General features: G+C 70.6%; 18 protein-coding genes and 1 riboswitch. Of the genes, 6 read left to right on the forward strand and 12 right to left on the reverse strand.

Annotation, left to right across the window (positions count from 1 at the left end; genetic code table 11):
- Nucleotides 1-473 precede the first annotated feature (473 nt).
- Complete coding sequence (locus ACFY1J_RS26190) at nucleotides 474-1,499, forward strand: hypothetical protein (protein ID WP_390732058.1); 1,026 nt, start codon at nucleotides 474-476, stop codon at nucleotides 1,497-1,499.
- Between the two features lie 111 nt (nucleotides 1,500-1,610).
- Nucleotides 1,611-3,530, forward strand: coding sequence for a glycoside hydrolase family 97 catalytic domain-containing protein (locus tag ACFY1J_RS26195; protein ID WP_390732059.1), 1,920 nt, complete (start codon nucleotides 1,611-1,613; stop codon nucleotides 3,528-3,530).
- A gap of 18 nt (nucleotides 3,531-3,548) precedes the next feature.
- On the opposite strand, the gene ACFY1J_RS26200 is transcribed toward ACFY1J_RS26195, so the two are convergent.
- Nucleotides 3,549-4,661 (reverse strand): sensor histidine kinase, encoded by a 1,113-nt coding sequence (locus ACFY1J_RS26200; RefSeq protein ID WP_390732060.1) that lies wholly within the window; start codon nucleotides 4,659-4,661, stop codon nucleotides 3,549-3,551.
- Nucleotides 4,658-5,323: a response regulator gene (locus ACFY1J_RS26205; RefSeq protein ID WP_390732061.1), complete on the reverse strand. Its 666-nt coding sequence runs from the start codon at nucleotides 5,321-5,323 to the stop codon at nucleotides 4,658-4,660. The genes ACFY1J_RS26200 and ACFY1J_RS26205 overlap by 4 nt, the downstream gene beginning before the upstream one ends.
- Before the next feature lie 217 nt (nucleotides 5,324-5,540).
- On the opposite strand from ACFY1J_RS26205, the gene ACFY1J_RS26210 reads away from it, so the two are divergent.
- Nucleotides 5,541-6,815 (forward strand): DUF418 domain-containing protein, encoded by a 1,275-nt coding sequence (locus ACFY1J_RS26210; RefSeq protein WP_390732062.1) that lies wholly within the window; start codon nucleotides 5,541-5,543, stop codon nucleotides 6,813-6,815.
- Between the two features lie 118 nt (nucleotides 6,816-6,933).
- The gene (locus ACFY1J_RS26215) at nucleotides 6,934-7,470 is read left to right on the forward strand and encodes a VOC family protein (RefSeq protein WP_390732063.1); all 537 of its coding nucleotides are present in this window, start codon (nucleotides 6,934-6,936) and stop codon (nucleotides 7,468-7,470) included.
- A gap of 256 nt (nucleotides 7,471-7,726) precedes the next feature.
- Here the strand turns inward: ACFY1J_RS26215 and ACFY1J_RS26220 are convergent, their stop codons facing one another.
- Together ACFY1J_RS26220 and ACFY1J_RS26225 are read right to left on the reverse strand one after the other, a co-directional pair.
- On the reverse strand, nucleotides 7,727-8,296 hold the full coding sequence (locus ACFY1J_RS26220) for a S1 RNA-binding domain-containing protein (RefSeq protein ID WP_390709398.1): 570 nt from the start codon (nucleotides 8,294-8,296) through the stop codon (nucleotides 7,727-7,729).
- A 13-nt stretch (nucleotides 8,297-8,309) separates the two neighbouring features.
- Nucleotides 8,310-9,275: a TIGR01777 family oxidoreductase gene (locus ACFY1J_RS26225; RefSeq protein WP_390709399.1), complete on the reverse strand. Its 966-nt coding sequence runs from the start codon at nucleotides 9,273-9,275 to the stop codon at nucleotides 8,310-8,312.
- Between the two features lie 383 nt (nucleotides 9,276-9,658).
- Between ACFY1J_RS26225 and ACFY1J_RS26230 the strand changes: the two genes are divergently transcribed.
- A complete protein-coding gene (locus ACFY1J_RS26230; RefSeq protein ID WP_390709400.1) occupies nucleotides 9,659-10,432 on the forward strand; it encodes a VOC family protein in 774 nt (257 codons plus the stop codon).
- Nucleotides 10,433-10,485: 53 nt separating this feature from the next.
- Nucleotides 10,486-10,554: riboswitch (guanidine-III (ykkC-III) riboswitch) on the forward strand.
- Nucleotides 10,555-10,566: 12 nt separating this feature from the next.
- On the forward strand, nucleotides 10,567-11,436 hold the full coding sequence (locus tag ACFY1J_RS26235; protein ID WP_390709401.1) for an MBL fold metallo-hydrolase: 870 nt from the start codon (nucleotides 10,567-10,569) through the stop codon (nucleotides 11,434-11,436).
- A gap of 26 nt (nucleotides 11,437-11,462) precedes the next feature.
- Here the strand turns inward: ACFY1J_RS26235 and narI are convergent, their stop codons facing one another.
- The 8 genes from narI to ACFY1J_RS26275 form a co-directional block, all read right to left on the reverse strand.
- The gene (narI, locus tag ACFY1J_RS26240) at nucleotides 11,463-12,230 is read right to left on the reverse strand and encodes a respiratory nitrate reductase subunit gamma (protein ID WP_390709402.1); all 768 of its coding nucleotides are present in this window, start codon (nucleotides 12,228-12,230) and stop codon (nucleotides 11,463-11,465) included.
- Complete coding sequence (narJ, locus tag ACFY1J_RS26245; RefSeq protein ID WP_390709403.1) at nucleotides 12,227-12,886, reverse strand: nitrate reductase molybdenum cofactor assembly chaperone; 660 nt, start codon at nucleotides 12,884-12,886, stop codon at nucleotides 12,227-12,229. Before narJ ends, narI begins: the two co-directional genes overlap by 4 nt.
- Complete coding sequence (gene narH / locus ACFY1J_RS26250) at nucleotides 12,883-14,616, reverse strand: nitrate reductase subunit beta (protein ID WP_390709404.1); 1,734 nt, start codon at nucleotides 14,614-14,616, stop codon at nucleotides 12,883-12,885. The genes narJ and narH overlap by 4 nt, the downstream gene beginning before the upstream one ends.
- The gene (locus tag ACFY1J_RS26255) at nucleotides 14,616-18,350 is read right to left on the reverse strand and encodes a nitrate reductase subunit alpha (protein ID WP_390732064.1); all 3,735 of its coding nucleotides are present in this window, start codon (nucleotides 18,348-18,350) and stop codon (nucleotides 14,616-14,618) included. Before ACFY1J_RS26255 ends, narH begins: the two co-directional genes overlap by 1 nt.
- 180 nt (nucleotides 18,351-18,530) lie before the next feature.
- Nucleotides 18,531-19,775 carry an MFS transporter gene (locus ACFY1J_RS26260; RefSeq protein WP_390709406.1) on the reverse strand — a complete coding sequence of 415 codons (1,245 nt, stop codon included), beginning with the start codon at nucleotides 19,773-19,775 and terminating at the stop codon, nucleotides 18,531-18,533.
- A 71-nt stretch (nucleotides 19,776-19,846) separates the two neighbouring features.
- A complete protein-coding gene (locus ACFY1J_RS26265; protein WP_390709407.1) occupies nucleotides 19,847-20,830 on the reverse strand; it encodes an Acg family FMN-binding oxidoreductase in 984 nt (327 codons plus the stop codon).
- 512 nt (nucleotides 20,831-21,342) lie between these two features.
- Entirely contained in the window at nucleotides 21,343-22,548 is a 1,206-nt protein-coding gene (locus tag ACFY1J_RS26270; protein WP_390732065.1) for a globin domain-containing protein, read from the reverse strand.
- Nucleotides 22,549-22,811: 263 nt separating this feature from the next.
- On the reverse strand, nucleotides 22,812-23,795 hold the full coding sequence (locus ACFY1J_RS26275) for an Acg family FMN-binding oxidoreductase (RefSeq protein WP_390732066.1): 984 nt from the start codon (nucleotides 23,793-23,795) through the stop codon (nucleotides 22,812-22,814).
- Nucleotides 23,796-23,971: the final 176 nt, after the last annotated feature.

The raw sequence follows: 23,971 nt of genomic DNA on the forward strand, positions 1-23,971 counted from the left end.
TCATGCCACGTACTCAGGTCACGCACGGGCTACCGGCACGACGTGCATCGACACAGTGCTGCGCGGATGGCGGCCTCGACCTGGGTCGCCATGTTGGCGTGGCCGACGGCGCGTCGTGGCCGACGCTGGAGGTGGCGGTGTCGACGTAGGTGTCCGCAACTGACGTCGGCCAGTCTCACTGCTCGGCCCGCGGGCGGGTCGGCGGCGAGCTCGCGCTCGACGAGATAGGGATAGGCCCCTGTCGTGCGGGCGCATCCGTCTCGATCCGCGCTGCCCAGCGGCGGGGCAATGACGGCGGAGGAGACCGCCGCCTTCGAGCAGGACCCCCACTTCGAGGCGGCGGTGGCACTACGACGCGCCGATGACGCGGGCAAGGTCGTCGGCCTACGGGTGCCGGGGCTGGCCTACTGGCGCCCGACGGTTGGTGGGGCGCCATCTCTGTGGCCGCCCGCGTCCTTGAGGACCGGGGACGTGTGGAGGAGGCAGTCGAGCTGGTGCGGGCACAGGCCGAGGCCGGGGAGCGTCTGGCGCTCGCCGAGTTGGCGGGGCTGCTGGCGCGGCACGGGCGGGTCGGCGAGGCGATCGATGTGCTCCGCCCCCACTTGGCGGACTGGTTCCTCCTGGAGGCACTGGCCGAGGCGACCGAGGGACACGGGCGTGATGCGGAGGTCGCCGACCTGGTCAGAACCCTGGTCGAGAGCGAGACAGGCACCGGGAAACCGGGGAACGCCGTGATCGTGCTGAGTCGGACGCTGGAACGACAGGGCCGCGCGGACGAGGCCGTCGAGGTGCTGAGCGCCCATATCGACTCCGGCCACCACAGAAACGTCAACACGCTTGAGGAGTTCGCCGGACTGCTCGCCCGTCAGGACCGGCTGGGACTACTACGGGCCTTTGTCGCAGGCCCGCACGGCCTGTACGGCGTGTCCCCGCTGGCCGAGCGGCTCGCCGAGCTGGGACGGCTCGACGAGGCCGTCGAGGCGTTGCGGCCCTTCGCCGACGCCTCGGCAAACGCCGCGAGTTCCCTGGTGGACCTTCTCGGCCGGCACGGGCGGGTGGACGAGGCGATCGAGGTGGCACGGCCCCACCTCGCCGAGTCGGACTGCACCTGCATGCTGGCCGTGGTCCTGGAGCTGATGACCGATCACGGCCGGGCCGCAGAGGCGCTCGGTCTCCTGGCCGAGGTCGTGGAGCACACTCGCGCCGAAGAGCGGGATTCCCTGGCCCACTACCGCATCTGGCTCCTTGGCGAAGCGGGCAGAACAGAGGAGGCGTTGGCCGAAGCCCAAGGGCTCGGACAGGACGCGTATCCGTCTCGGGCCGTTTCGGTGGCACGCCTGTTGGCGGACAGGGGCCGGAGGGAGGAGGCGATCGCCGCCCTCCAGGGGACCACGGAAGACTCCGACCGCCGCGAACTGGCCCACCTGCTCATCGAACAAGGCCGCCCGAACGAAGCGGTCGACCTGCTCCGTCTGTCCGCAATACATCGGATGAGTTAGGGCTCATCGCTCGATTCAGCCGCTCAACATCCGTTGACAGGTACACGAAGCGCGCCTAGGTTCGCCAATACACCCGATGTATTGAGGATCCGTCAGATAGGGAGGACGATGATGCCCTCGCAGCCGGGGAAGCGCTCGCCGGTGTCCCGCACAGCCGCCGCGCTCTGCGCCGCGCTGGTGGCCGCACTCTTGACCGCCGTGCCCGCGCGGGCCGAACATGACATCGGGCAGCGCGAGCACGTCTGGGCCGTGTCCGCGGCAGCACACGCTCCGCGGGCGCGGGTGTCCCTGGACGACACCACCGGCGCGCTGAGTCTCTCGGTGTCCCGTGGCGGCCGTACGGTCATCGAGCCGTCGCCCGTCGGCATCGTCACCGAACGGTCCGACTTCTCCCAGGGCCTGCGCTTCCTGCACCTCAAGGACCGGCTGGTCAGCGAGCGGTACCGGACGAAGTCCGGCAAACGGCTGGAGCGCCGGGTCCTGATGAACGAGACGCGGCTGTCCTTCGCCACCGCGGCCGGAGCCCGGCTCGACCTCGTCGTCCGTGCCGCCGCCGACGGCGTCGCCTACCGCTACGTCCTGCCCGCCGGGTACGGCGACGTGCTCGGCGAGACCTCGGCGTTCAACCTGCCGCCGGACGCGAGCGCCTGGCTCGGTGCGTACCGGGTCGACAACGAGGGCCAGTTCGCGCAATACACCGCCGCGACCGCGCCCACCCGCGAATACTCGGACCAGGCACTGTTCGCGACCGACGGCGGCTACACCCTGCTCGCCGAGTCCGATCTCACCGGCACGTACTCCGGCGCCCGGCTCGCCCACGACCAGGGCACGGGCACCTATCGGATCAAGCTCGCCGACGACCGGATCCACGCCGACGGCCCGCTCGCCACGCCTTGGCGGGCCATGGTCACCGGCGACCTCGCCACCGTCACCCGGTCCACCTTCACCGACGACCTCGCCCCCGCCTCCAGGGTCGCCGACGCCTCCTGGATCCGGCCGGGCACCGTGCTGTGGACCTGGCTCGCCGGCGGTCGTGCGGCGGGCCAGAGCCTCGGCGCGCAGAAGGCCTACGTCGACTACGCCGCCGCGCGGCACTGGCCCTACGAGGCCGTCGACGCGGGCTGGTACTTCAAGACCGACGCATGGGACACCACCGACCCCGACTGGCAGAAGAACAGCTGGATGCCCCAACTCGTCGACTACGCACGCGCCAAGGGCGTCGGGATCATCGTCTGGATCCATCAGCGCGACCTCGACACGCCCGAGGAACGGTCTCAGTGGCTGCCCACCCTGGAGCGATGGGGCGTCAAGGGCGTCAAGGTCGACTTCATGAACTCCGAGGCGCAGTCCATGCTCCAGTGGTACGACGCCGTCCTCGCGGATACCGCCGCCCACCACCTCATGGTCGACTTCCACGGCTCCACCGTCCCCAAGGGCATCCAGCGCACCTGGCCGCAGGTCATGACCATGGAGGGCGTCGGCGGAGAGGAGAAGCGGACCAACAGCGCCGGCCACCTCACCACCCTGCCCTTCACCCGCAACGTCATCGGCTCCATGGACTTCACCCCCGGCGGTTTCCAGCGTGTCGGCCTGCGCCCCAACTCCGACGCGGCCGAGGTCGGGCTCACCGTCGCCTACGAGTCGGGCCTCCAGATGTTCGCCGGCACCCCGGAGTCGTACGACACCCGGCCACTCGCCCGGGACTTCCTCGACCAGGTTCCCGCCGCCTGGGACGACACCCGGCTGCTCGCGGGCCACCCCGGTCAGGACGCCGTGCTCGCCCGTCGCAGCGGCGACCGCTGGTTCCTGGGCGGGGTGTACGCCGGTGTCGCCCACACAGCTGACGTACCGCTGTCCATCGGCCGGGGACGGTGGCTGGTCGAGACGGTCCGGGACGGCGCCGACGGGCTCGTCCAGGAACGGCAGGTGCTGCGCGGCGGCGACACCTTCAGCGTCGATGTCGTCGCCAACGGCGGCTTCGCCGGGATCGCCTGCCCCTGGCGGCCGGGCGTGACCACCTGCTACCGCTGAGGGCGCGGGTTGCCTCGGTCATCGGTTCTGTTCGACGGGTAGTTCCAGGTGGAGTTCGTAGCCGCCGTCGGCCGTGGGACCGGAGGTGACGGAGCCGCCGAGGAGTTCGGCGCGTTGGCGCAGCCCGGCGAGGCCGTGGTGGGCGCTGGGCAGGGCGAGTACGGGGCGGGTAGGGGCATCGTTGGTGATGAGGGTGTGGATGGTGCCGCCCTCTTGGCGGATCTGGACGGTTGCCGAGGCGCCGGGCGCGTGCTTGCGGACGTTGGTGAGGGCTTCCTGCACGGTGCGGTAGACGGCGCGCTGGACGGTGGGCGGAAGGGAGGTCGGCAGGTCGGTCTTCAGCTCTGTTTCGATACCGCTGCTGTCGACGAGGCTCTGCAGGTCGGCCAGGGACGGCTGGGGGGTGAGTTCCGTGGGGCGGCTGCCGGAGGCGCGCAGCACGCTGACCATGTGCCGCAGTTCGTCGAGGGTCTGCACACTGAGCTGCCGGATCGTGGCCGCGGCCTTCTTGGTCTCCGCGTCCTGGCTGCCCACCTGGAGCGCTCCGGCCTGTACGGCGATCAGGCTGACCTGGTGGGAGACCACGTCGTGCATCTCGCGGGCCAGTTGGGCGCGTTCCTGGGCCAGGATGCTCTGGGCGGCCAGCTGCCGTTCCTGCTCGCGTGCCTCGGTGATTTCTGCGAGCCGCAGCGACAGGTCGCGTCGGGCCTGCACGAGCTGGCCCAGGAAGACGGGCGCCACCGCGGTGGCCAGTGTGTAACTGAGGTGCAGGAGGGTGTCGATCTGGTCGAGTTCGGCGGCCTCCAGGGACGACCAGGGCCAGGGCAGGAAGTCGATGACCGCGTAGGTCAGGGAGCAGCCGACCAGCAGGACACGGTGGCGGCTGAGCGAGGAGAGCGTGTACAGCGCGGCGATCGTGGCGAACACCGCGTCGGAGAGCATGGCCGTGGGCAGGGTGAGGATGAAGGTTGCCAGTGGTGCGCGGCGCCGCAGGGACAGGGCGCCGGCGGCGAGCAACGCGCAGGCCATGGCCAACGGCGCCTGGACGCCGACCCGGACCCAGGCGTCCACCAGCGCGACCAGTACGAGGACGCCGTCCACCAGCGGAGCCGACACCCCTCGGCGGCTCACCCGGCGTCCTCGTCCTGCGGTGGTGCCAGCAGGCCCGCTCGCTCGGCGACCAGCACCGCCTGGACGCGGCTTCCGACGCGCAGTTTGCTGAGCACGGCGCTGACATGGCCCTTGACCGTGCCGGTACTCAGATGCAGCCGTTCGCCGATGTCGGTGTTGGCCAGGCCCTGGGCCATCAGAACGAGGACGGCGCGCTCGCGCTCGGTCAGCCGGGCCGTGAGGTGGACGGCGGGCTCGCGCACGTCCTTGTCGAGGTAGGCGTCCACCACCGCGCGTGTGACCTTGGACGACAGCACGGTGCCGCCTTCGGCCAGGGCTCGCACGAGGTGGGGCAGCTGCTCCGGGTCGGTGTCCTTGAGCAGAAAGCCGGCCGCGCCCGAGCGCAGGGCGGTCGCCACGTATTCGTCGGCGTCGAACGTGGTGAGCATGGCCACCACCGGGGGGTCCGGCATACGGCGCAGGTCGGCCAGGACGGTGAGCCCGTCGACGTCCGGCATGCGGATGTCCAGCAGAACGACGTCGGGGTGTGACTCGCGCACCGTTCGGACGGCCTCGCCGCCGGGGACGGCTGCCACGACCTCGATGTCGTCCGCCGCGTTGAGGATGTGGGTGAAGCCGCCGCGGACCAGGGCTTCGTCGTCGACCACCAGGACCCGGATCACGTGCGCTCCGCTCGTCGCATACTCCCGTTCGATCCGTACCACGGCGGGGGCCGTTTCTCGGCGGGCCGAAGGCGATTCCCGCCGATTGGCGGCGCCGCTCCGGCCGGTCGACCTGGGTGTCTTCGGCCGGTCGGCGGGGTGGTTCGGGCCGGTCGGGAGGGGATCTTCGGATATGTGCCCTGTGAGCGGGGTCCGGGATTCGGCACACTCTGAAGACATGACCCAGAACGCATCGCCGGACGTACCGGCGGCGGTGTCACGTCCGCTGAAGACGCAGTGTCCCTCCGCACCGGCCGATGCGCCGTCGCGCGGGCGACTGTCGCCCGGACGGCTGATCGGCATAGACCTGGCCCGCGGCATCGCGGTCTTCGGCATGTACTCCGCTCATGTCGGCCCGGACGTGTCGATCGGCGGACCTCTGGGGTTCCTGCTGGAGACGGCGCGGGGCCGCTCGTCCGCGCTCTTCGCCCTGCTCGCCGGGTTCTCGCTGGTCATCATCACCGGACGGCCCCGCCCCCGGACCGGACGCCCCGGCCGACAGGCGGTGGGCCGAGTCGTGATCCGTGCTGTCGTCCTGTTGATGCTCGGATACGCCCTGACCGCCCTGGGCACCGACGTCGACGTGATCCTCAGCTTCTACGGGCTGCTCTTTGTGACCGTCCTGCCGCTGTACCGGTTGCGGGCCGGGACGCTGGCGCTCATCGCCGCCGCGGGGGCGATGATCCTGCCCCAGGCGCTGCATGTGATCCGGAATTCGATCGAGGAGGGGAACTGGGCGGACACCGTCGCCGCCTGGGACCCGTTGGCCCGGATGACCGGCACCGACGGCATCACCGAACTGATGTTCACCGGGGCGTATCCGGTCCTCACCTGGGTACCGTTCCTGCTCGCGGGCATGGCAGTGGCCAAACTCGATCTCACCCGGCCCGGCGTCCGGGCCCGACTGGCGCTCACCGGTGCGGTGCTCGGCCTGCTCGGCTACGGCGGCTCCTGGCTGGCCCTGCGTCTGGTCCCGCACGCCCTGACAGCCGTCGCGGATGCCACGGGCGGTTCGGCGGCGTCGGCATGGTGGTCCGACACCGTGGGCGAACCCGACGGTCACGCCCCGCTCTCCTGGTTGCTGGTGGCCGCACCGCACAGCCAGACGACCTTCTCCATACTCGGCAACACCGGTGTCGCCCTGCTGGTCGTGGTCGCATGCCTGACCGTCGCGGACCGGATGCCACGGCTCACGCGGCTGGCCACACCCGTCTCGGCGGTCGGCATGATGGCGCTGACGGCCTACGTCCTGCACATCGTCGCCCTCTGGTTCTTCACCGACGTCTGGTACGTGGCCGCGGTCCACGACGACACGATGGCCGCGCTTCCCGCTCTCCTCGCCTTCATGGTGGCCGCCGCACTCCTCGCGACCGTATGGACCCGCCTGTTCCGTCGGGGCCCCTTCGAGCACCTGCTCCACGTCGCCACCCGGCCCGCGCAGCACATCAAGTAGCACCGCCATCCAGGACTGCCGTCCGGGACTGCCGCCTAGGACGCGGATCCAGGACAGAACCAGGCCTACTTCATATCTATCGTCGGCGTTGACGAACAACATCGGCGAAAGGACCGCCATGCCCGACCAGACCAACACCGCCGCACCTGAGGGCTACACCACCGTTGCGCCCTGGGTCGTCACGGACGACACGGGGGCCTTCCTCGACTTCGTCGCCGAGGCGTTCGGCGGTGAGGAACTGGCGCGAGTGCCGACCGAGGACGGGTTGATCGGGCACGCGGAGATCCGAGTCGGCGACACCATCGTGCTCGCCTTCGACCGACACGCGGACTGGCCCGCCATGCCGAGCCTGCTGCGCGTGTTCGTCGCCGACGCGGACGCGGCGTTCTCGCGAGCCGTGGCAGCCGGCGGCCGGGTCGTCACTGCCGTGACGGACAGCGCCTTCGGCCAGCGCGGAGGGCGTATCAAGGACCCCTTCGGCAACATCTGGTGGGTGGTCAGCTGCGTCGAAGAGGTCTCCGAGGACGAAATGTGGAAGCGGCTCCAGGACCCCGTATACGCCAAGACCATGCGCGTGGCTCAGGAAACACTCGACGCCGAGCTCAGCGGTCGCGGGCACGGCCACAGCAGCGCACCCGTGAGGACGGCCGACTGACCGCAGCGAGGTGGCGGAGGTGGCGGGGGCTTGCGGGGGAGGCACCTTGAACGAGCACGAGATTCCGCGGCCGCACCGAGCGGCCGGACCCCCGCCGGCGGCCCGTCAACTGGTCGCGAGTGTCGCCCAGACCCCTTGCGGATGCTCGGTCGGCTTCAGCCACAACTGCGGCTGGGACTGCCGGTAGTGCTCATCGGTTCCCGGCTGCCAGAGCTAGCGGCCCTGCGCGTCGAGCCTGCCTGATGAGAAGGAAGAGTCACTGGTGTCCGGGTGGGTCCTGTCGCCGAGAGAGGGTCAGTCTGCGTTGCTCCCGGTCGATTGCCGCGACGACGACCGTGACCTCGTCGCCGGCCTGGACGACATCCGACGGGGATTCGACTGGCTCCGGGGTGAGTTCTCGTAGGTGGACCAGTCCCTCGATTCCATCGGCGACCTGAACGAAGACACCGAACGGGACCAACTTGGTTATACGTCCATGTAGTTCCTGTCCTACGGCGGTGCGGTCGGCGAACGTCTGGAAGGGGTCCGGCCGCGTCGCCCGCAAGGACAGTCTGGCCTCCAGATTCCATGTGTCGAACTGGAGGAACTCACAGGAAACGCGCCGGCCGACCTGCACGACGTCCGAAGCCGCTTCGAGACGCGTCCAGGACAGTTCGGGGACCGTGATGAACCCGACGCCGGGGAAGACCGGGTGGTCGGGGCCGTCGTCCAGCGACACGAAGACGCCGAACCGTTCGATCGCCGCGACGGTGCCGGAAAGGAGTTCGCCGCGGTGCAGTGAATCCAGGAACGCCCAGAGTTCCGGGTGCTCGGACTGTCCGCCCATGCTGCCCATTTTTTCATGCGCGAGCGGTGCGCCGCTGACGGTCGCGGCGAGTCCGTCGAACCAGGTCCGTGGCAGCTCCCTCCCACTCGGGATACGCAAAGCCGAACCCGGCCGCGCTCAGCCGACCCGGTACCACCCGACGGCTCTTGAGCAACAGTTCCGTGTCGGTACGCAACGCGAGCGCCCCCAGCTCCGCCATCCATCGCGTCGCCGGCAGGCCTACCGGCACGCCCCGGGCCGCGCGCAGCACCCGCATGAACTCACGGTGCGGAAGGGGGCCGGGTGAGGAGATGTTCACGGGCCCCTCGATGTCGTCCTGGGCGATCAAGAACTCCACCGCGCGGACGAAGTCCTCGTCATGGATCCAGGAGACATACTGCGCACCGCCGGCGACCGGCCCGCCCAGCCCCAGCCGGGCCAGCCACAGCAGTACGTCGAAGACCCCGCCCCGATCCGGGCTCATGACCATGGCCGAGCGCAGCGCCACCTTCCGCGTCGCCGGTGTCCGCGCCTGGGCCTGCGCCTGCTCCCAGTTCTTCGCGATCTCGACGCTGTACGACCAGTAGTCCGGCACCCCGGCCTCCGAGCCGCCGATCACTCCCGTCGCCTCGTCGTGCGCCGCGTCGAAGCGATGGACGTAGATCGTGGCGGTACTCATCTGCAGCCACACTCGCGGTGGCCGCGCGGCGACGGCGATCGCCTCGCCCACCACCCGCGCCGATTCCACCCGCGAATCCATCATGGCTTGCAGGTTCTCGGCGGTGTAGCGGCAGGAGACGCTGCGTCCGGCCAGGTTGATCACGACGTCGGTGCCGTCGATCGCGTCGGCCCAGGGGCCCAGCGCGCGCCCGTCCCAGCCGATTTCGCGCTCCCGCTCCGGACGCCGGGTCAACACCGCGACCTCATGCCCGGCGGCCGTCAGCGCACGGTCCAGGATCGTGCCCACCTGCCCGGTTCCCCCGGGTAGCACTACCTTCATCGATCCCCCTCAACTTCGGTGGGCACAAGCGTAGCCGCCAGATTTGAACGTGTTCAACTGGGGGGTGTGCCTCATCCGGGTGGGAATTCTCGTCGCCGTCACCCGGAGTTGTAGCCCCACGGCCGCGCTCAACGCGCGGGCGAAGAACGTCCAGTCGCCGTGCTCGGGCATCTCATGGTGGAAGTTCCCGTACCAGCCGGGGGCGTCGTTGATCCAGGCGGCCAGCGCATCCAAGAAGCGATCCAGGGTGGCGAGTGGTGCGGCTCATCAGGTTCCCCAGCCCGGGTGAAAGGGTCGGGACATTCGGGCCGTTACGCCGGGCACCACGCGTGAAGGGCGGCATAGTGACGGGGTCTCAGCACCGGACGCGCAGGAGGAAACGTATGCTCGGCACCGACTACCGCGCCGGTTCGCCCGTCTGGATCGACCTCGGCAGCCCGGACCTGGACGCGGCTGCCGGCTTCTACAGCGCCGTCTTCGGCTGGCGGTTCATGTCGCTCGGGCCCGAAGCGGGCGGGTACGGGCTCTTCCAGCAGGACGGGAAGACCGTCGCCGCCCTCGGGCCGCTGACCGAGGAGGGTGCCCAGTCGGCCTGGACGACGTACTTCCGCAGCGACGACATCCAGGCCGCCGCCCGTGATGTGGTCACCGGCGGGGGCCGTGTGCGCGTCGAGCCGATGAGCGTGGGCGAGGGGCAACTGGCCCAGTTCACCGATCCCCAGGGTGCGGAGTTCGCCGTGCTCGAAGCCGGGGCGGGCCTGGAGAAGACGTCCGAGGACAACACGCTGGTGTGGGTCGAGCTGCAGGTCGCGGACCCGGAAGCGGCCATCCGCTTCTACCACGGGCTGTTCGGCTGGCGCTCTCAGGAGATGCAGGCGCCCGGCATGACGTACCGGGTCCTGAGCATCAGGGACGGCGACCAGGAGGAGGGGTCCTTCGGCGGTGTGGCTCCGCTTCAGGGGGAGCACGAGGTGGCTCGCTGGGTGCCGTACTTCGCCGTTGCGGATGCGGATGCCGTCGTCACCGCGGTGCAGGCAAACGGCGGGACGGTGCTCATGCCGGCCGCGGACGTGCCGGACGTCGGACGCATCGCCTGGCTGGCGGACCCGGCCCAGGCGGTGTTCGCCGTGCTGAAGCCGAATCCACGCCAGACCTGACGGCCGTCGGCAACCATCGTGCCCGGAGGCGGGTATGCGGTGATAGCGTCCGGCCGGAGGCGCACCTGCGTGTCTCCCCGGACGAGATGTGCGCCGTACCCGGCCCGCCAAGACGACGCACTTCGGGAGGCGTCATGTTCGGTGCGGGCGAACCGGGTGGCCGGAAGTTCAGCGCGGAGCCGCTGGGTGTGGCCTGGATTCACGGGTCGCCGTCGGCCAAGCACAACACCGATCCCGATCTTCAGGTGCACTGGTACGACGAGCACACGGTGGTGCTGCGGCAGAACAAGGCGATCGACTACGAGGCGCCGTTTCTGTATCTGCTGTTCGGAGAGCGACGGGCGGTCCTGATCGACACCGGTGCCACGGCCTCGCCGGAGTTCTTCCCGGTGCGCCGGACCGTCGATGGTCTTGTCGAGGCGTGGCTGGCTCGTCATCCGCGTGATGGCTATCGGCTGCTCGTGCTCCACACGCACTCGCACGGCGATCACATCGCGGGCGACGGCCAGTTCCTCGATCGCCCGGACACGATCATGGTCGGTGCCGAGCGGGATGCGGCGTGGGCGTTCCTCGGCTTCGCCGACGACCCGGACGCGGTACGGCCGCTCGATCTCGGGGGTCGGGTCCTGGAGGCGCTCGCGACACCGGGCCATGACGCCGCGGCGGTCACCTACTACGATCCGTGGACCGGGTTCCTGCTGACTGGAGACACCGTCTACCGGGGCCGGTTGTACATCGAGGACTGGTCGGCGTTCTCACGGACGATCGACCGGCTGATCGCATTCGCCGGCCGCCGTCCGGTCACGCATGTGCTGGGCTGCCACATCGAGATGACGCGCCGGCCCGGCGTCGACTATCCGATCGGGACCACACATCAGCCGGACGAACCCCCGCTGGAGATGACCCCCGACCACCTCCACGCCGTACGCGCGGCCCTGGACGAGGTCGGGCCCGAGCCCGCTCGCCGGGCGTTCGCCGACTTCGTCCTCTGGCCCAAGGGCTGACGGTCGGACCCGTCCGGCAGGGCCGGCTATCCGACGCGCTCCCAGCCACGGCGCGGCGCCCTGGCGCCGAGGCCGACGTCGCGGCTGCGGTAGACGATGTAGGGGCGGGTGAGGTAGCCCAAGGGCGCGGTGAGCATATGGACCAGGCGGGTGAAGGGCCAGGCGGCGAAGAGCAGCAGGGCGCTGATCGCATGGAGCTGGAAGAGGATCGGCGCTCCGGCCATCAGGGCCGGGTCGGGCTGAACGTAGAAGATGGAGCGGAACCAGGGGGAGATGGTCTCGCGGTAGTCGTAGCCGCCGCCGACGATGTTGGCGGCGACGGTGGCCGCCAGGCCGAGCACGATGGTCGCGGTGAGCGAGACGTACATGGCCTTGTCGTTGCGGGTGGTGGCGGAGAAGACCGGGCCGACGGTGCGGCGCCGGTAGATGAGGATGGCGATTCCGCCCAGGGTGCACACGCCCGCCACGGTACCGAGCGTGACGGCCGTGACGTGGTAGGTGTGCTCGCTGATGCCGGCCGCCTCGGTCCAGCTCTTGGGGATGAGCAGCCCGCCGACGTGGCCGAGGAGCACCAGGAGGATGCCGAAGTGGAACAGCGGGCTGCCGATGCGCAGCAGCCGGTTCTCGTACAGCTGGGAGGAGCGGGTGGTCCAGCCGAACTTGTCGTAGCGGTAGCGCCAGATATGGCCCAGGACGAAGACGGCGAGGGACAGATACGGCAGGACGACCCACAGCAGGATCGCGCCGGTACTGGTCTCGGCCGCCATGGTCAGGCCGTGTGAGGGTGCGGTCATCGCGGGCCTCCCGCGGGGTCGGGCAGGTACTGCGCGGGTGTGTACGGGTCGAGGCCGACCTGTTCTTCGGGTGGGCCTTCGGCGGCGAGGCGGGCGACTGCCTCTCGGTCGTCGCCCGCGAGCTGGGGAAGGGTGGCGGAGACGGACCGCAGGACGCCGGCCCAGGCTGAGCCCTCGTCCTGCAGGGCCAGGCGCAGCAGTTCCAGTCCCGCGCGGTGGTCGGTGAGCAGGCCGAGTCCGGTGGTGGGGTCGGTGGCGGCGAACTCGAGGACGACGGCGAGGTGGTCCGGCAGTTCGTCGTCGGCCAGGCGCCAGCCGGCGGCGGCGTACGTCTGCTTCAGGCGGAGCAGTGCGAGGCCGCGTTTCCGGGTGTCGCCATGGGCGTAGTAGGTGAGGTAGGGGCAGCAGCGTTTGCGGTGGTCGAAGGTGGCGACGTAGGCGGTGGCCAGGTCGGCGGGGGCGGTCCGGTCGGCGTGCGCCACGAACTCCAGGAGGGGTTCGGCGACGGGCCGCGGGAGGTGGGTGGCGACCTGGCGGGCCAGTTCGAGCCGGGCGGCGAACTGGTCGTCAGGGTAGGCGAGCAGCAGGGACTGGGCCTGCCAGGCGTGCGGCTGCCAGGGCTCGGTGCGCGATGTGGCTTTGGTCTTCCTTCTCACGGCTTCGGTTCGACCTCCCCGCCCGCATCGGTCTCCTCGCCGCCGGACGCGGTCCCGCCGCCGGAGGGTGGGAACAGGCCCGGCGGGGTGCCCTTGCCGTCCCAGTTGAGGAGGTTGACGCGGGTGGCCTTGTCGGTGGGGGTGGCGGGAGTGTCGGCGGACTGACGGTCGCGCAGGGCCCGGTAGGTCTCCACCGCGATCGGAGCGGCGCCGCCGGAGGTCTCGCCGAAGGGGCCGGAGCCTCCCATGCCGGGCCCGCCCTCGTAGTCCAGGCTGCACTCGGTGGCGAGTTCCTCCAAGTCGTGGGCCTGTTCGGCGTGGGCGGGCGGGATGACGTACCGCTCGTCGTACTTGGCCAGGGCCAGCAGCCGGTACATGTCGTACATCTGCTGCTCGCTCATGCCGACCTGTTCGGGGATGGCGGCATCGGGCTCCCGGCCGAGGTTGATGTCGCGCATGTAGGAGCGCATGGCGGCCAGGCGTCTCAGCACGGCGTCGACGGGTGCGGGGTCGCCCGCGGTGAAAAGCTGGGCAAGGTAGTCGACGGGGATGCGCAGGGCGTCGACGGCCGCGAACAGGTTGCGGTGGTTCTCGGCGTCGTGGCCGGTCCCGCGGACGGCGTCGACGACCGGGGAGAGCGGCGGGATGTACCAGACCATGGGCATGGTGCGGTACTCCGGGTGCAGCGGCAGCGCCACCTTGTAGGTGTTGATCAGCGCATGGATGGGTGACCGCTGGGCGGCCTCGACCCAGTCGCGGGGGATGCCGTCGCGCTCGGCGGCGGCGATGACCTCGGGGTCGTCAGGGTCGAGGAAGACGCCGCGCTGCGCCTCGTACAGGTCGGTGTCGTCGGGGGTGCAGGCGGCGTCCAGGACGCGTTCGACGTCGTAGAGGACGAGTCCGATGTAGCGCAGCCGGCCGACGCAGGTCTCGGAGCAGACGGTGGGCAGGCCGACCTCGACGCGCGGGAAGCAGAAGGTGCACTTCTCGGCCTTGCCGGTGCGGTGGTTGAAGTAGACCTTCTTGTAAGGGCATCCGGTCACGCACATCCGCCAGCCCCGGCAGCGGTCCTGGTCGACGAGGACGATGCCGTCCTCGGTGCGCTTGTAGATCGCACCGGAGGGGCAGGAGGCCGCGCACGACGGGTTGAGGCAGTGCTCGCAGATGCGCGGCAGATAGAACATGAACGTCTGCTCGAACTCGAACTTGACCTTTTCCGCGACCTCGTTCAGCAGCACGTCCTTGCGGCCGTGGTCGGACGAGCCGCCGAGGCTGTCGTCCCAGTTGGCCGACCAGGAGATCTTCATGTCCTTGCCGGTGATGAGCGACTTGGGGCGGGCGACGGGGGTGTGCTCCTGCAGCGGGGCGTTGGTCAGCGTCGCGTAGTCGTAGGTCCAGGGCTCGTAGTAGTCGTCGAGCGTGGGCAGTTTGGGGTTGGAGAAGATGCTGGCGAGCTTCTTGAAGCGCCCGCCGGCCTTGAGGGTGAGGCGGCCGCGGTTGTTGAGGGTCCAGCCGCCCTGCCAGGTGTCCTGGTCCTCGTAACGCCGGGGGTAGCCCTGGCCGGGGCGGGTCTCGACGTTGTTGAACCACACGTATTCGACGCCGGTGCGGTTGGTCCAGGCCTGTTTGCAGGTGACCGAGCACGTGTGGCAGCCGATGCACTTGTCGAGGTTCATGACCATCGCCATCTGGGCCATGACGCGCCCGATGGCGCTGTCGCCGCGGGTCATCAGTACGTCACCTCCTGGTCGCTGCGGCGGCGGATGACCGTGACCTCGTCGCGCTGGTTGCCGGTCGGGCCGAGGTAGTTGAAGGCGTAGGACAGCTGGGCGTAGCCGCCGATCAGATGGCTCGGTTTGATCAGCAGGCGGGTGAGGGAGTTGTGGATGCCGCCGCGCCGTCCGGTGGTCTCGGTGCGGGGCACGTCGATGAGCCGGTCCTGGGCGTGGTGCATGTAGACGGTGCCCTCGGGCATGCGGTGGGAGACGATGGCGCGGGCGGCGACGACGCCGTTGCGGTTGACCGCCTCGATCCAGTCGTTGTCGTGGACGCCGATCTTCGCCGCGTCGGCGGTGGACATCCAGATCGTCGGGCCGCCCCGGGACAGCGACAGCATGAACAGGTTGTCCTGGTACTCGGAGTGGATGGACCACTTGTTGTGCGGGGTCAGATAGCGCACGGTCACGCCGAGTTCGCCGGTGTCCCCGATCCGTGGCTCGCCGAACAGGGCGTGCATGTTCAACGGGGGCCGGTAGACCGGTAGTTGTTCGCCGAGGGCGGTCATCCAGTCGTGGTCGAGGTAGAAGTGCTGGCGGCCGGTGAGGGTGTGCCAGGGTTTGCTGCGTTCGACGTTGACGGTGAACGGCGAGTAGCGGCGCCCGCCCGTCTCCGAGCCGGACCACTCGGGGCTGGTGATGACCGGCACCGGGGCCGCCTGGGTGTCGGCGAAGGTGATCTGCTTGCCCTCGTGCTCGGCGGCCAGGTCCGCGAGCGGGGTGCCCGTGCGGGATTCGAGGGTGTGGAAGCCCTGTGTGGCGAGGTGTCCGTTGGTGGTGCCGGACAGGGCGAGGATCGCCTCACAGGCGTGCACGTCACGGGCGATCACCGGGCGGCCGTCGGCCACTCCCCCGCGCGCGGTGCCGTTCTTGCGCCGCAGGTACTCCAGTTCCCGGTCGACCTTGAAGGTGATGCCCTTGGTGGTGGCGCCGAGGGTGTCGAGCAGGGGGCCGAGTGCGGTCATCTTCTCGGCGACGGCGCCGTAGTCGCGCTCGATGGTGAGCAGTTTGGGCATGGTGCTGCCGGGCACGGGCTCGCACTCGCCGGCCTTCCAGTCCCGCACGCGGCCGTGCGGGTTGGCCAGTTCGTCCGGTGTGTCGTGCAGCAGGGGGGCGGCCACCACGTCCTTGCGCACGCCCAGGTGGTCCGCGGCGAGCCGGCTGAACTCCTTGGCGATGCTGTTGAAGGCGTCCCAGTCGGTGCGGGTCTGCCACGGTGGGGCGATCGCCGGGTTGAACGCGTGCACATAGGGGTGCATGTCGGTGCTCGACAGGTCGTGCTTCTCGTACCAGGTGGCGGCCGGCAGCACCACGTCGGAGAACACGGTGGTGCTGGTCATCCGGAAGTCCAGGGTGAGCAGGAGGTCGAGCTTGCCCACCGGTGCCTCCTCCCGCCACACCACGTCCCGGGGCCGGTCCTGCGGCGGTGCCTCCGTCGCGTTCACCGAGGAGTCGGCGCCGAGGAGGTGCTTGAGGAAGTACTCGTTGCCCTTGGCCGAGGAGCCGAGCAGGTTGGCCCGCCAGATGGTCAGTACGCGGGGGAAGTTCTCCGGTGCGTCGGGGTCCTCGCCCGCGAACCGCAGCCGCCCGGCCTTCAGTTCCTCCACCACGTGCTCGCCGACGCCCCGGCCGGCGGCCTCGGCCTCGTCGGCCAGGTCGAGCGGGTTGCGGTCGAAGGTGGGATAGGAGGGCATCCAGCCCATGCGCGCCGAGGCGGCGATGACATCGGCGGTGGCCATGCCCGCGAACGGGCCGCCGGAACCGGCCGCGGCGAGGGTGTCGGCGGAGAACGGGTCGTAGCGGAACTGGTCGGCGTGCAGATACCAGTACGCCGTCTGGATCATCTGTCGCGCCGGACGGTTCCAGTCGGCCGCGGTCGCGATCGCCGAATAGCCGGTGATGGGGCGGACCTTCTCCTGTCCGACGTAGTGCGCCCAGCCGCCGCCGTTGACTCCCTGGCAGCCCGTCAGCGTCGTCAGGGTGAGGAACGCCCGGTAGATGGTGTCGGAGTGGAACCAGTGGTTGGTGCCCGCCCCCATGATGATCATCGAACGGCCGTGGGACTCCTCGGCGTTGGCGGCGAACTCGCGCGCGATCCGGGCCGCCCGGTCCGCATCCACGCCGGTGATCCCGGCCTGCCATGCGGGGGTGTACGGCTCGGTCGTGTCGTCGTAGCCGGAGGGCCACCGGCCCGGCAGGCCGGCGCGAGCCACCCCGTACTGGGCCAGCAGCAGGTCGTACACGGTGGTGACCAGCCGCCCGGCCACGCGCCGCACCGGGACTCCGCGCCGCAGTCGCCGTGCGCCGCCGTCGGGGGCGTCGAAGCACGGCAGTTCCACCTCCACCGGTTCCTCGCCCCCGCGGTCGGCCGACAGCAGCGGATCGACGTCGCCGAGGTCCAGATTCCACTTTCCGGCGCCGGACTCTCCGAACCGGTGGCCGAGCGTCCCGTTCGGCACCGTCGGACGGCCGGTGGCGGCGTCCAGCAGGACGGTGCGGAACTCGGCGTTCTCGGAGGAGGCATGCTCATCGCCGAGGTCCGCGGCGGTCAGGAACTTCCCCGGCGCATAGGTGCCCGGCTCCCGCTCGTCGAGCGCGACCAGGAACGGCAGATCGGTGTACCGCTTGACGTAGTCCTCGAAGTACGGGGTCCGACGGTCGACGAAGAACTCCTTGAGGACCACGTGCCCCATGGCCATGGCCAGCGCCCCGTCGGTGCCCGGGTGGGCGGGCAGCCACTCGTCGGCGAACTTCACGTTGTCCGCGTAGTCCGGGGAGACCGCGACCACCTTCTGGCCCCGATAGCGGGCCTCGGCCATCCAGTGCGCGTCCGGGGTCCGGGTCACGGGCAGGTTCGAGCCCCACATGATCAGATAGCCGGCGTCCCACCAGTCCCCCGACTCCGGTACGTCGGTCTGGTCGCCGAAGACCTGCGGGGAGGCGACCGGCAGATCGGCGTACCAGTCGTAGAACGACAGCATCACCCCGCCGAGCAGCGAGTAGAAGCGGGCGCCGGAGGCGTGCGAGACCATCGACATCGCCGGGATCGGCGAGAACCCGGCCAGCCGGTCGGGACCGTACTCCTTGATGGTGTGCACATGGGCGGCGGCGATCATCTCCAGCGCCTCGTCCCAGCTCGCCCGCACCAGGCCGCCCTTGCCGCGCACCGACTTGTAGCGCCGGGCGCGCTCGGGGTCGGAGACGATGTCCGCCCAAGCCGCGACCGGGTCGCCGAGCCGGGCCTTCGCCTCGCGGTACATCTGGAGCAGCACACCGCGCACATACGGGTAGCGCACCCGGGTCGGCGAGTAGGTGTACCAGGAGAAGGCCGCGCCGCGCGGGCAGCCGCGGGGCTCGTACTCGGGGCGGTCCGGGCCGACGGAGGGATAGTCGGTCTGCTGGGCCTCCCAGGTGATGATGCCGTCCTTGACGTACACCTTCCACGAGCAGGATCCGGTGCAGTTCACTCCGTGGGTGGAGCGCACCACCTTGTCGTGCGACCAGCGGTCCCGGTAGAAGTCGTCCGCCTGACGGCCGCCCGCTCTGCGCAGGGTGCGCAGATCGCCGGACACCTCCGCCCGGGTGAAGTACCGGCGAGAGCGCACCAACGCCTCCGTCAGCTCACCGTCCAGCCCCGCCGGGTGGCCAGGGCTCGTCTGTTGGGTGCGGGAACCGGTGCGATCGGCCACCGTCTCACCTCTTTCCGGGCATGTGCCCGACGGTGTTCTCTGTCAGCCGGCGCGGGGCCGAGCAAGCCACACGCGTTCCCTCATGCGGAACATCCGCACCAAAGTGCGCCGGCCTGTTCGCATTCTTGCCTTCACCTGGCAGCGGCGCCACGGGAAGGATCAAATCCGCCTGGAACGCGGTTACTGCTCCTGCGGCTGGGCGACCCGAGTGCGCCGGGCGACGGCGTGGCGGACGCCGGTGGCGGTGAACACCAGCGCGGCGGCGGCGACCAGGGCCAGTAGGACCAGGCCCAGCGTGTAGGAGCCGTAGGCGCCGTACAGCGAGCCCATGACCAGGGGCGGCAGGAATCCGCCCAGTCCGCCGGCCGCGCCGACGACTCCGGTGACCGAGCCGACCCGGTTCGCGGGGGCCAGCAGGGCCACCAGGGCGAAGACCGCTCCGCTGGCCGCCCCGAGCGCGGCGGCCATGGCGAGGAAGGCGATCGTGCCGACCGGCGCCAGGGAGGGGGTCGGGGACTGCAGGAGCGCGCCGACGACCACCACGGCCAGCGCCCCGACGAGGACGCGCACCGCTCCCACGCGGTCCGACAGCCAGCCGCCGACGGGCCGCATCGCCACCGCGAGCAGTACGAATCCGGCCATCCGGTTCGCCGCGTCGGCCTGGGTCAGCCCGTAGGCGGTCCTCAGATACGTCGGCAGATAGACCGAGAAGGCGACATATCCGCCGAAGGCCACCGCGTACAGGGCGGAGGCCTGCCAGGTGACACCGAGCTTGAGCGTGGCGGCCAGACGACGGAAGAGCGGCTCCGTCGGCACCACGCGGCCGGGGGCGTCGCGCAGCACCAGCGCCGACACGACCGCGTACACCGCCAAAACGGCGGCGGTGATCAGGAAGGGGGTGGCCATGCCATGGGCATCGACGAGCTTCACCGTGGTCAGCGCGCTGATCGCGGTGCCGCCCATGCCCATGCCGAAGATCCCGATGGCGAACCCTCGTCGCTCGGGCGGGAACCAGGCGCTGACGTGGGGCACCCCGACAGCGAAGGCGGTGCCGCCGATACCGAGGAAGAACCCGCCGACCAGCAGGGCCGTCAGGGAGGAGTGGCCCGCGAGCCCGAGATAGAGGACGGGGACGATGGTGGCCGCGGAGACCAGCGGGAACATCACCCGTCCGCCGAACCGGTCCGTAAGCGCTCCGACCGGGATGCGGCCCAGCGAGCCCACCACGACCGGCACCGCCACCAACAGCGACTGCTCGAAGGAGGACAGGTCCAGGGATTCCTTGAACCGGGGGCCGAGCGGGCTGAGCAGCGCCCACGCCCAGAAGTTGACGGCGAAGCCGATCGTGGCCAGGGCCAGCATCAGCCACGCCCGGTCGGGGACCGGTGCCGGCCCTGCCTCCTGCTGAGTCGGTACCTGCGCCATCCTGTCTGCTCCTTCGTTCTCACCGGTCCGATACGGCTCACCCGGGCCGGTGAACCGTATCGGCCGTGGTCTCAGGGCTGTGCGGGTGCACGCGGGGTCCGGCCGCCCTCCGGGCCGTATCCGAAGCGGATCAGCAGTTGCGGACTGCAGCGCCGCTCAGGTCCATTGCGCATCGCCCACCGCAGATCCGGCCACTCCAGCGCCTGGTGCAGCATCGACGTGCGCACTCCGTGCGCGGTGGCCACCAGCAGCACACGCTGCAGCGCCTGACCCGCCCGTAGCCAGTCCACGCGCCGGTCCCGGGTGGTGCACAGCAGGGCCACCTGGGCGTGCCGCTCGAAGCGGAGCCCGGGCAGGCCCCGGGAGCGCTGGGTGCCGACGAAGTCCCGCACGGGCATCCGTCCGGCCGAGTCCTGCGGCCCCAGCGCCGTCACCGGAATGCCGTACGGGCCTTCACCCGGCGCAGTGATCCACGCTCGGCTCTCGGCCGCACGTCCCGCGTCGGCGTGGTTGCGTGCCTCTCCGGCCGCGGTCAGGTGCAGCAGCCGCCGGGTCCCGGCGAAGTCCGGTACCCGCAGCCTCGCCCCTTCGAGCCGGGCGGCCTCGGTCATCTGCGCCACGACGGATTCGGGCACCGGACGCCCGGTGAACGGCATGCGGCTCGTGTGCCGCCGCGCGACGGCCCCGTACAGATCGAGCTCCCGCCACTGGTCGGGCTGGAGGAAGTCGGAGCGGCCGCACGGCCATACGACGGCCAGCAGCCCGGGGTCGGACGGGTCCGGCAGCAGCCGCACCATCGCCTGCAGACCCAGGTGATCCACGGCGACGCGGAGGTTGAACAGCGCCGCGCCGACCGACAGATACTGGGCCCGGAACTCCGGATCGGTCAGCGAGAGCGACTTCCGCGGTGCGGCGCGGACCTGCAACACCCCGGTGGCAGGCTCCAGTCGGAACCGCCACGGCTGGGTGTTGTGGATCGACGGCGCCGCCGTCGCGGCCGCCAACAGCGTCTCCAGAGCGGTGGCATCGATCTCCGATATGCCTGATGCGTGCATGCGCTTCTCCTGACGACCGCCGGAATGGGGGCCGGTTGGGTACGCCCCGTGCCGAGCCCCTGGTCCGGCCGCCCGGAAGTCAGGGCAGACAAGGCGGGCGGCCGGACGGCGACCGAACCGGTACGAGCGCCGCGCCGACTCAGGACGGAGAAGCCGAACGGGTGAGCGCCCGTTGGATCCGTACACGTGATCCTCCGGTTCGGTCGCCCCCAGCTTGGCCGACCGTCCGGCGCGCCGCCCACGGCCGGACGGGCCCCGTTCAAGGGCCACCGGGCTCCGATACGGCCGGATTTCGGGGCCCGCCGGTCTCCCGGTCCGGGACTTTCGGCCCAGGCGGACAAGGCTTACGGCGGTGACGGCGCCCTCCTGCGACGGGCCTCGGCCCCATTGCCGTCCGGGCGCACGACGACACCGGCCTGCCGCATCGGGCAGACCGGTGTCGTCCAGCAGCAGGCGGCGCCGACCGCGTTCATCAGCGGGAGGCAGGGGCGGCGCCGCTCACCGCGCGGCTGTCAGTCCTCGGCGTGCGCCAGCCACAGGTCGGGGCCGAACACCTCGTAGCGGATGTGGCGCGCGGGGATGCCGGCCTGGAGCAGCTGGCTGCGGACGGCGCGCATGAAGGGAAGCGAGCCGCACAGGTACACGTCGGCGCCGGCGGGCAGCTGGAGCTCGTCGAGGATCATCAGTCCGGTGCGGGCACCGGCCTCGCTGTCCGCTTCCTCCTCGTACCAGAACTCCGCGCGCGCGTTGGGCAGTTGCTCCACCAGACGGCGGGTGTCGGCGCGCAGGGCGTGGTCCTTCGGGGCGCGGTCGGCGTGCAGTACCCAGACCGGCCGGGACGAGTCGGTGGCGGCGAGGTGTTCGAGCATGCCGACCATCGGGGTGCAGCCGATGCCGGCGGAGACCAGCAGCAGGGGGGAGTCCGCGTCGTCGAGGACCACGTCGCCGAACGGCTCCGACAGGGTGAGCTCGTCGCCGGTCTTCACGGTGCGGTGCAGTTGGTTGGAGACCTCGCCCTCGGGGGCCTCGGCCACACTCTCGACGCGCTTGACGGTGATGCGGCGCAGCTCGCCGTCGGGCGCTCCGGAGAGGCTGTACTGGCGCAACTGGTGGATGCCGTCGGCCATTTCGACGCGCACGCTTACGTACTGGCCCGCGCGCGAGGTCGGTACGGGCGATCCGTCGGCCGGGCGCAGCAGGAAGGAGACGACGTCCGGGGTCTCCTCGCGGCGCTCGACGACGGTCCACTGCCGCCAGGGGTGCCGCGGGTCGACGTCGGCCTCCTGGTAGAGGCGGGCCTCCCGGGCTATGAGCGCACCGGCCATCAGCCAGTACACCTCGTCCCAGGCTCCGGCGACCTCGGGGGTGACCGCCTCGCCGAGGACGTCGGCGATGGCGCCGAACAGGTATTTGTGGACGATCGTGTACTGGTCCTCGGTCACACCGAGCGCGGCGTGCTTGTGCGCGATCCGGGACAGCAGTGCGTCCGGGCGGGCGTCGGGGTCGGCGAGGAGCGCCTGGGCGAAGGCGGCGATGGACCCGGCCAGAGCCTGGCGCTGTTCACCGTTGGCCTGGTTGCCCCGGTTGAACATCCCGTCCAGCAGCTCGGGTTGGTCGCCGAACATCGTGCCGTAGAACCGCGTCGTTATCTCGTCGAGGGCCCCGCCCACAGCGGGCAGAGTGGCGCGGACGACAGCGGCGGACTCGGGCGAAAGCATGGCTCTCCTCGGAATTACAAACGTGCGCGGGCGGGCGCTCACGCATCACAGCTGCAATCCATTAAGCCGCGGTCCGGGGCCGATCATGGGCCGGAAAAGCCGAACGAGGCCGAACGGCTCGGTAAGTCGGTACGCTTGGCCCCGGTTGTGCGGCCCAATGGAGGCCGGATGGCCCTAGCGTGTTGCCCACCGCTCCTGGTTGCGATCCCGGCGCGCCACATGTCCCCGGCAAGCAAGGCTCCCGCTGCCCGGGAAGTCACTGCCTAGGCGATGTCGAGGACGTCCCGCACGGGGCGGCGGGGTGTGGCGGGGCCGGGCGGGCCGTAGCCGAGCCGCAGCACCATCTGGACGTGGCCCGTGCCCGACACCGGATCGCGGGCCAGGAGGCGCAGCTCGCGGCTCTCCAGGGCGTGCGAGGTCAGGGCGGTGGCCAGACCGGCCAGGGTGGCTCGCAGGAGGACACATTCCAGCGCCTGCCCGGCCAGCAGCCAGTCGGCAGGCGTGTCGGTGTGGGTGCTCAGCAGCGCCAGATGGGGGTTCTGTTCAAAGGGTGCGCTGTCGTGCTCGGCCACCGCCCGGCGTCCGGCGAAATCGCGCAGCGGAGCCCGGCCGCCCGACGGTCGCGGCCCGAACGCATACTCGGGCACTCCGTCGGTGGCGGTTTCCGCTTCCGGGCCGATCCGGGTCCAGTGATCGAGGTCCGCGCGGCCTCCGGGATCCAGGATGTCGCGGCTCTCGGCGTCGCGGACGAGTTCCAGCAGGGTGTCGATGTGCCAGGGCCCGGGGAAGAGCAGTTCGGCGCCCTCCCGGGCGGCCGCCGCCCGCAGCCCGGCCTGTACATCGTCGGGGATGCCCTTCTCGTCGAAGGGGTGGCGGCTGGTGTGCCGCTGCCCGATCGCCGGATACAGCGGTCGAAGGTCGTCCGCGGCCGGCGCGCCGGGTTCGGTCAGCTGCACGGCGGCCAGCAGCAGGGGATCCGCGGGGTCGGGCAGCAGGACGACCTGCGGGGCGAGCCCGGCGTGTGCGGCGGCGACCCGCAGATTGAACAGCGCCGCCCCGCATCCGATGTGCAGGGCCCGGTTGCCCGGGTCGGACCGGTGCATGGCCCGATCGAGATCGGCAAACAACAGGAGGAGACCCTCGGCGGCCACGAAGCGGAAGCTCCACGGCTGAGCGTTGTGCATGGACGGGGCGGCCGTGGCCTCCTCGACCAGTGTGGACACCGTCTGCACGTCGAGCGGTCGCATGGCCCTTGCAGCCTCCTCACCCGCCGCCCCTCGGCGGTCCGGTTCGGCGGGCACCCGGGACGGGCGCGTTCGGGGTCGGGCACGGTCCTCGTTCCGGTCCCCGGCCAGGTTCTCACGCGCCGGGGCAGCCGGTCCCAGTATCCGCCGAAAGGCCTCGGCCCGTCCCCACGAGCAGC

Source organism: Streptomyces sp. NPDC001406 (assembly GCF_042895285.1).
GTDB lineage: Bacteria > Actinomycetota > Actinomycetes > Streptomycetales > Streptomycetaceae > Streptomyces.

Coding starts and splice junctions, on each gene's coding strand:
- ACFY1J_RS26195 (WP_390732059.1), top strand. CDS start 1,611: ATGCCCTCGCAGCCGGGGAAGCGCTCGCCGGTGTCCCGCACAGCCGCC.
- ACFY1J_RS26210 (WP_390732062.1), top strand. CDS start 5,541: ATGACCCAGAACGCATCGCCGGACGTACCGGCGGCGGTGTCACGTCCG.
- ACFY1J_RS26215 (WP_390732063.1), top strand. CDS start 6,934: ATGCCCGACCAGACCAACACCGCCGCACCTGAGGGCTACACCACCGTT.
- ACFY1J_RS26220 (WP_390709398.1), bottom strand. CDS start 8,296: ATGGGCGGACAGTCCGAGCACCCGGAACTCTGGGCGTTCCTGGATTCA.
- ACFY1J_RS26225 (WP_390709399.1), bottom strand. CDS start 9,275: ATGAAGGTAGTGCTACCCGGGGGAACCGGGCAGGTGGGCACGATCCTG.
- ACFY1J_RS26230 (WP_390709400.1), top strand. CDS start 9,659: ATGCTCGGCACCGACTACCGCGCCGGTTCGCCCGTCTGGATCGACCTC.
- ACFY1J_RS26235 (WP_390709401.1), top strand. CDS start 10,567: ATGTTCGGTGCGGGCGAACCGGGTGGCCGGAAGTTCAGCGCGGAGCCG.
- narI (WP_390709402.1), bottom strand. CDS start 12,230: ATGACCGCACCCTCACACGGCCTGACCATGGCGGCCGAGACCAGTACC.
- narH (WP_390709404.1), bottom strand. CDS start 14,616: ATGACCCGCGGCGACAGCGCCATCGGGCGCGTCATGGCCCAGATGGCG.
- ACFY1J_RS26260 (WP_390709406.1), bottom strand. CDS start 19,775: ATGGCGCAGGTACCGACTCAGCAGGAGGCAGGGCCGGCACCGGTCCCC.
- ACFY1J_RS26265 (WP_390709407.1), bottom strand. CDS start 20,830: ATGCACGCATCAGGCATATCGGAGATCGATGCCACCGCTCTGGAGACG.
- ACFY1J_RS26270 (WP_390732065.1), bottom strand. CDS start 22,548: ATGCTTTCGCCCGAGTCCGCCGCTGTCGTCCGCGCCACTCTGCCCGCT.
- ACFY1J_RS26275 (WP_390732066.1), bottom strand. CDS start 23,795: ATGCGACCGCTCGACGTGCAGACGGTGTCCACACTGGTCGAGGAGGCC.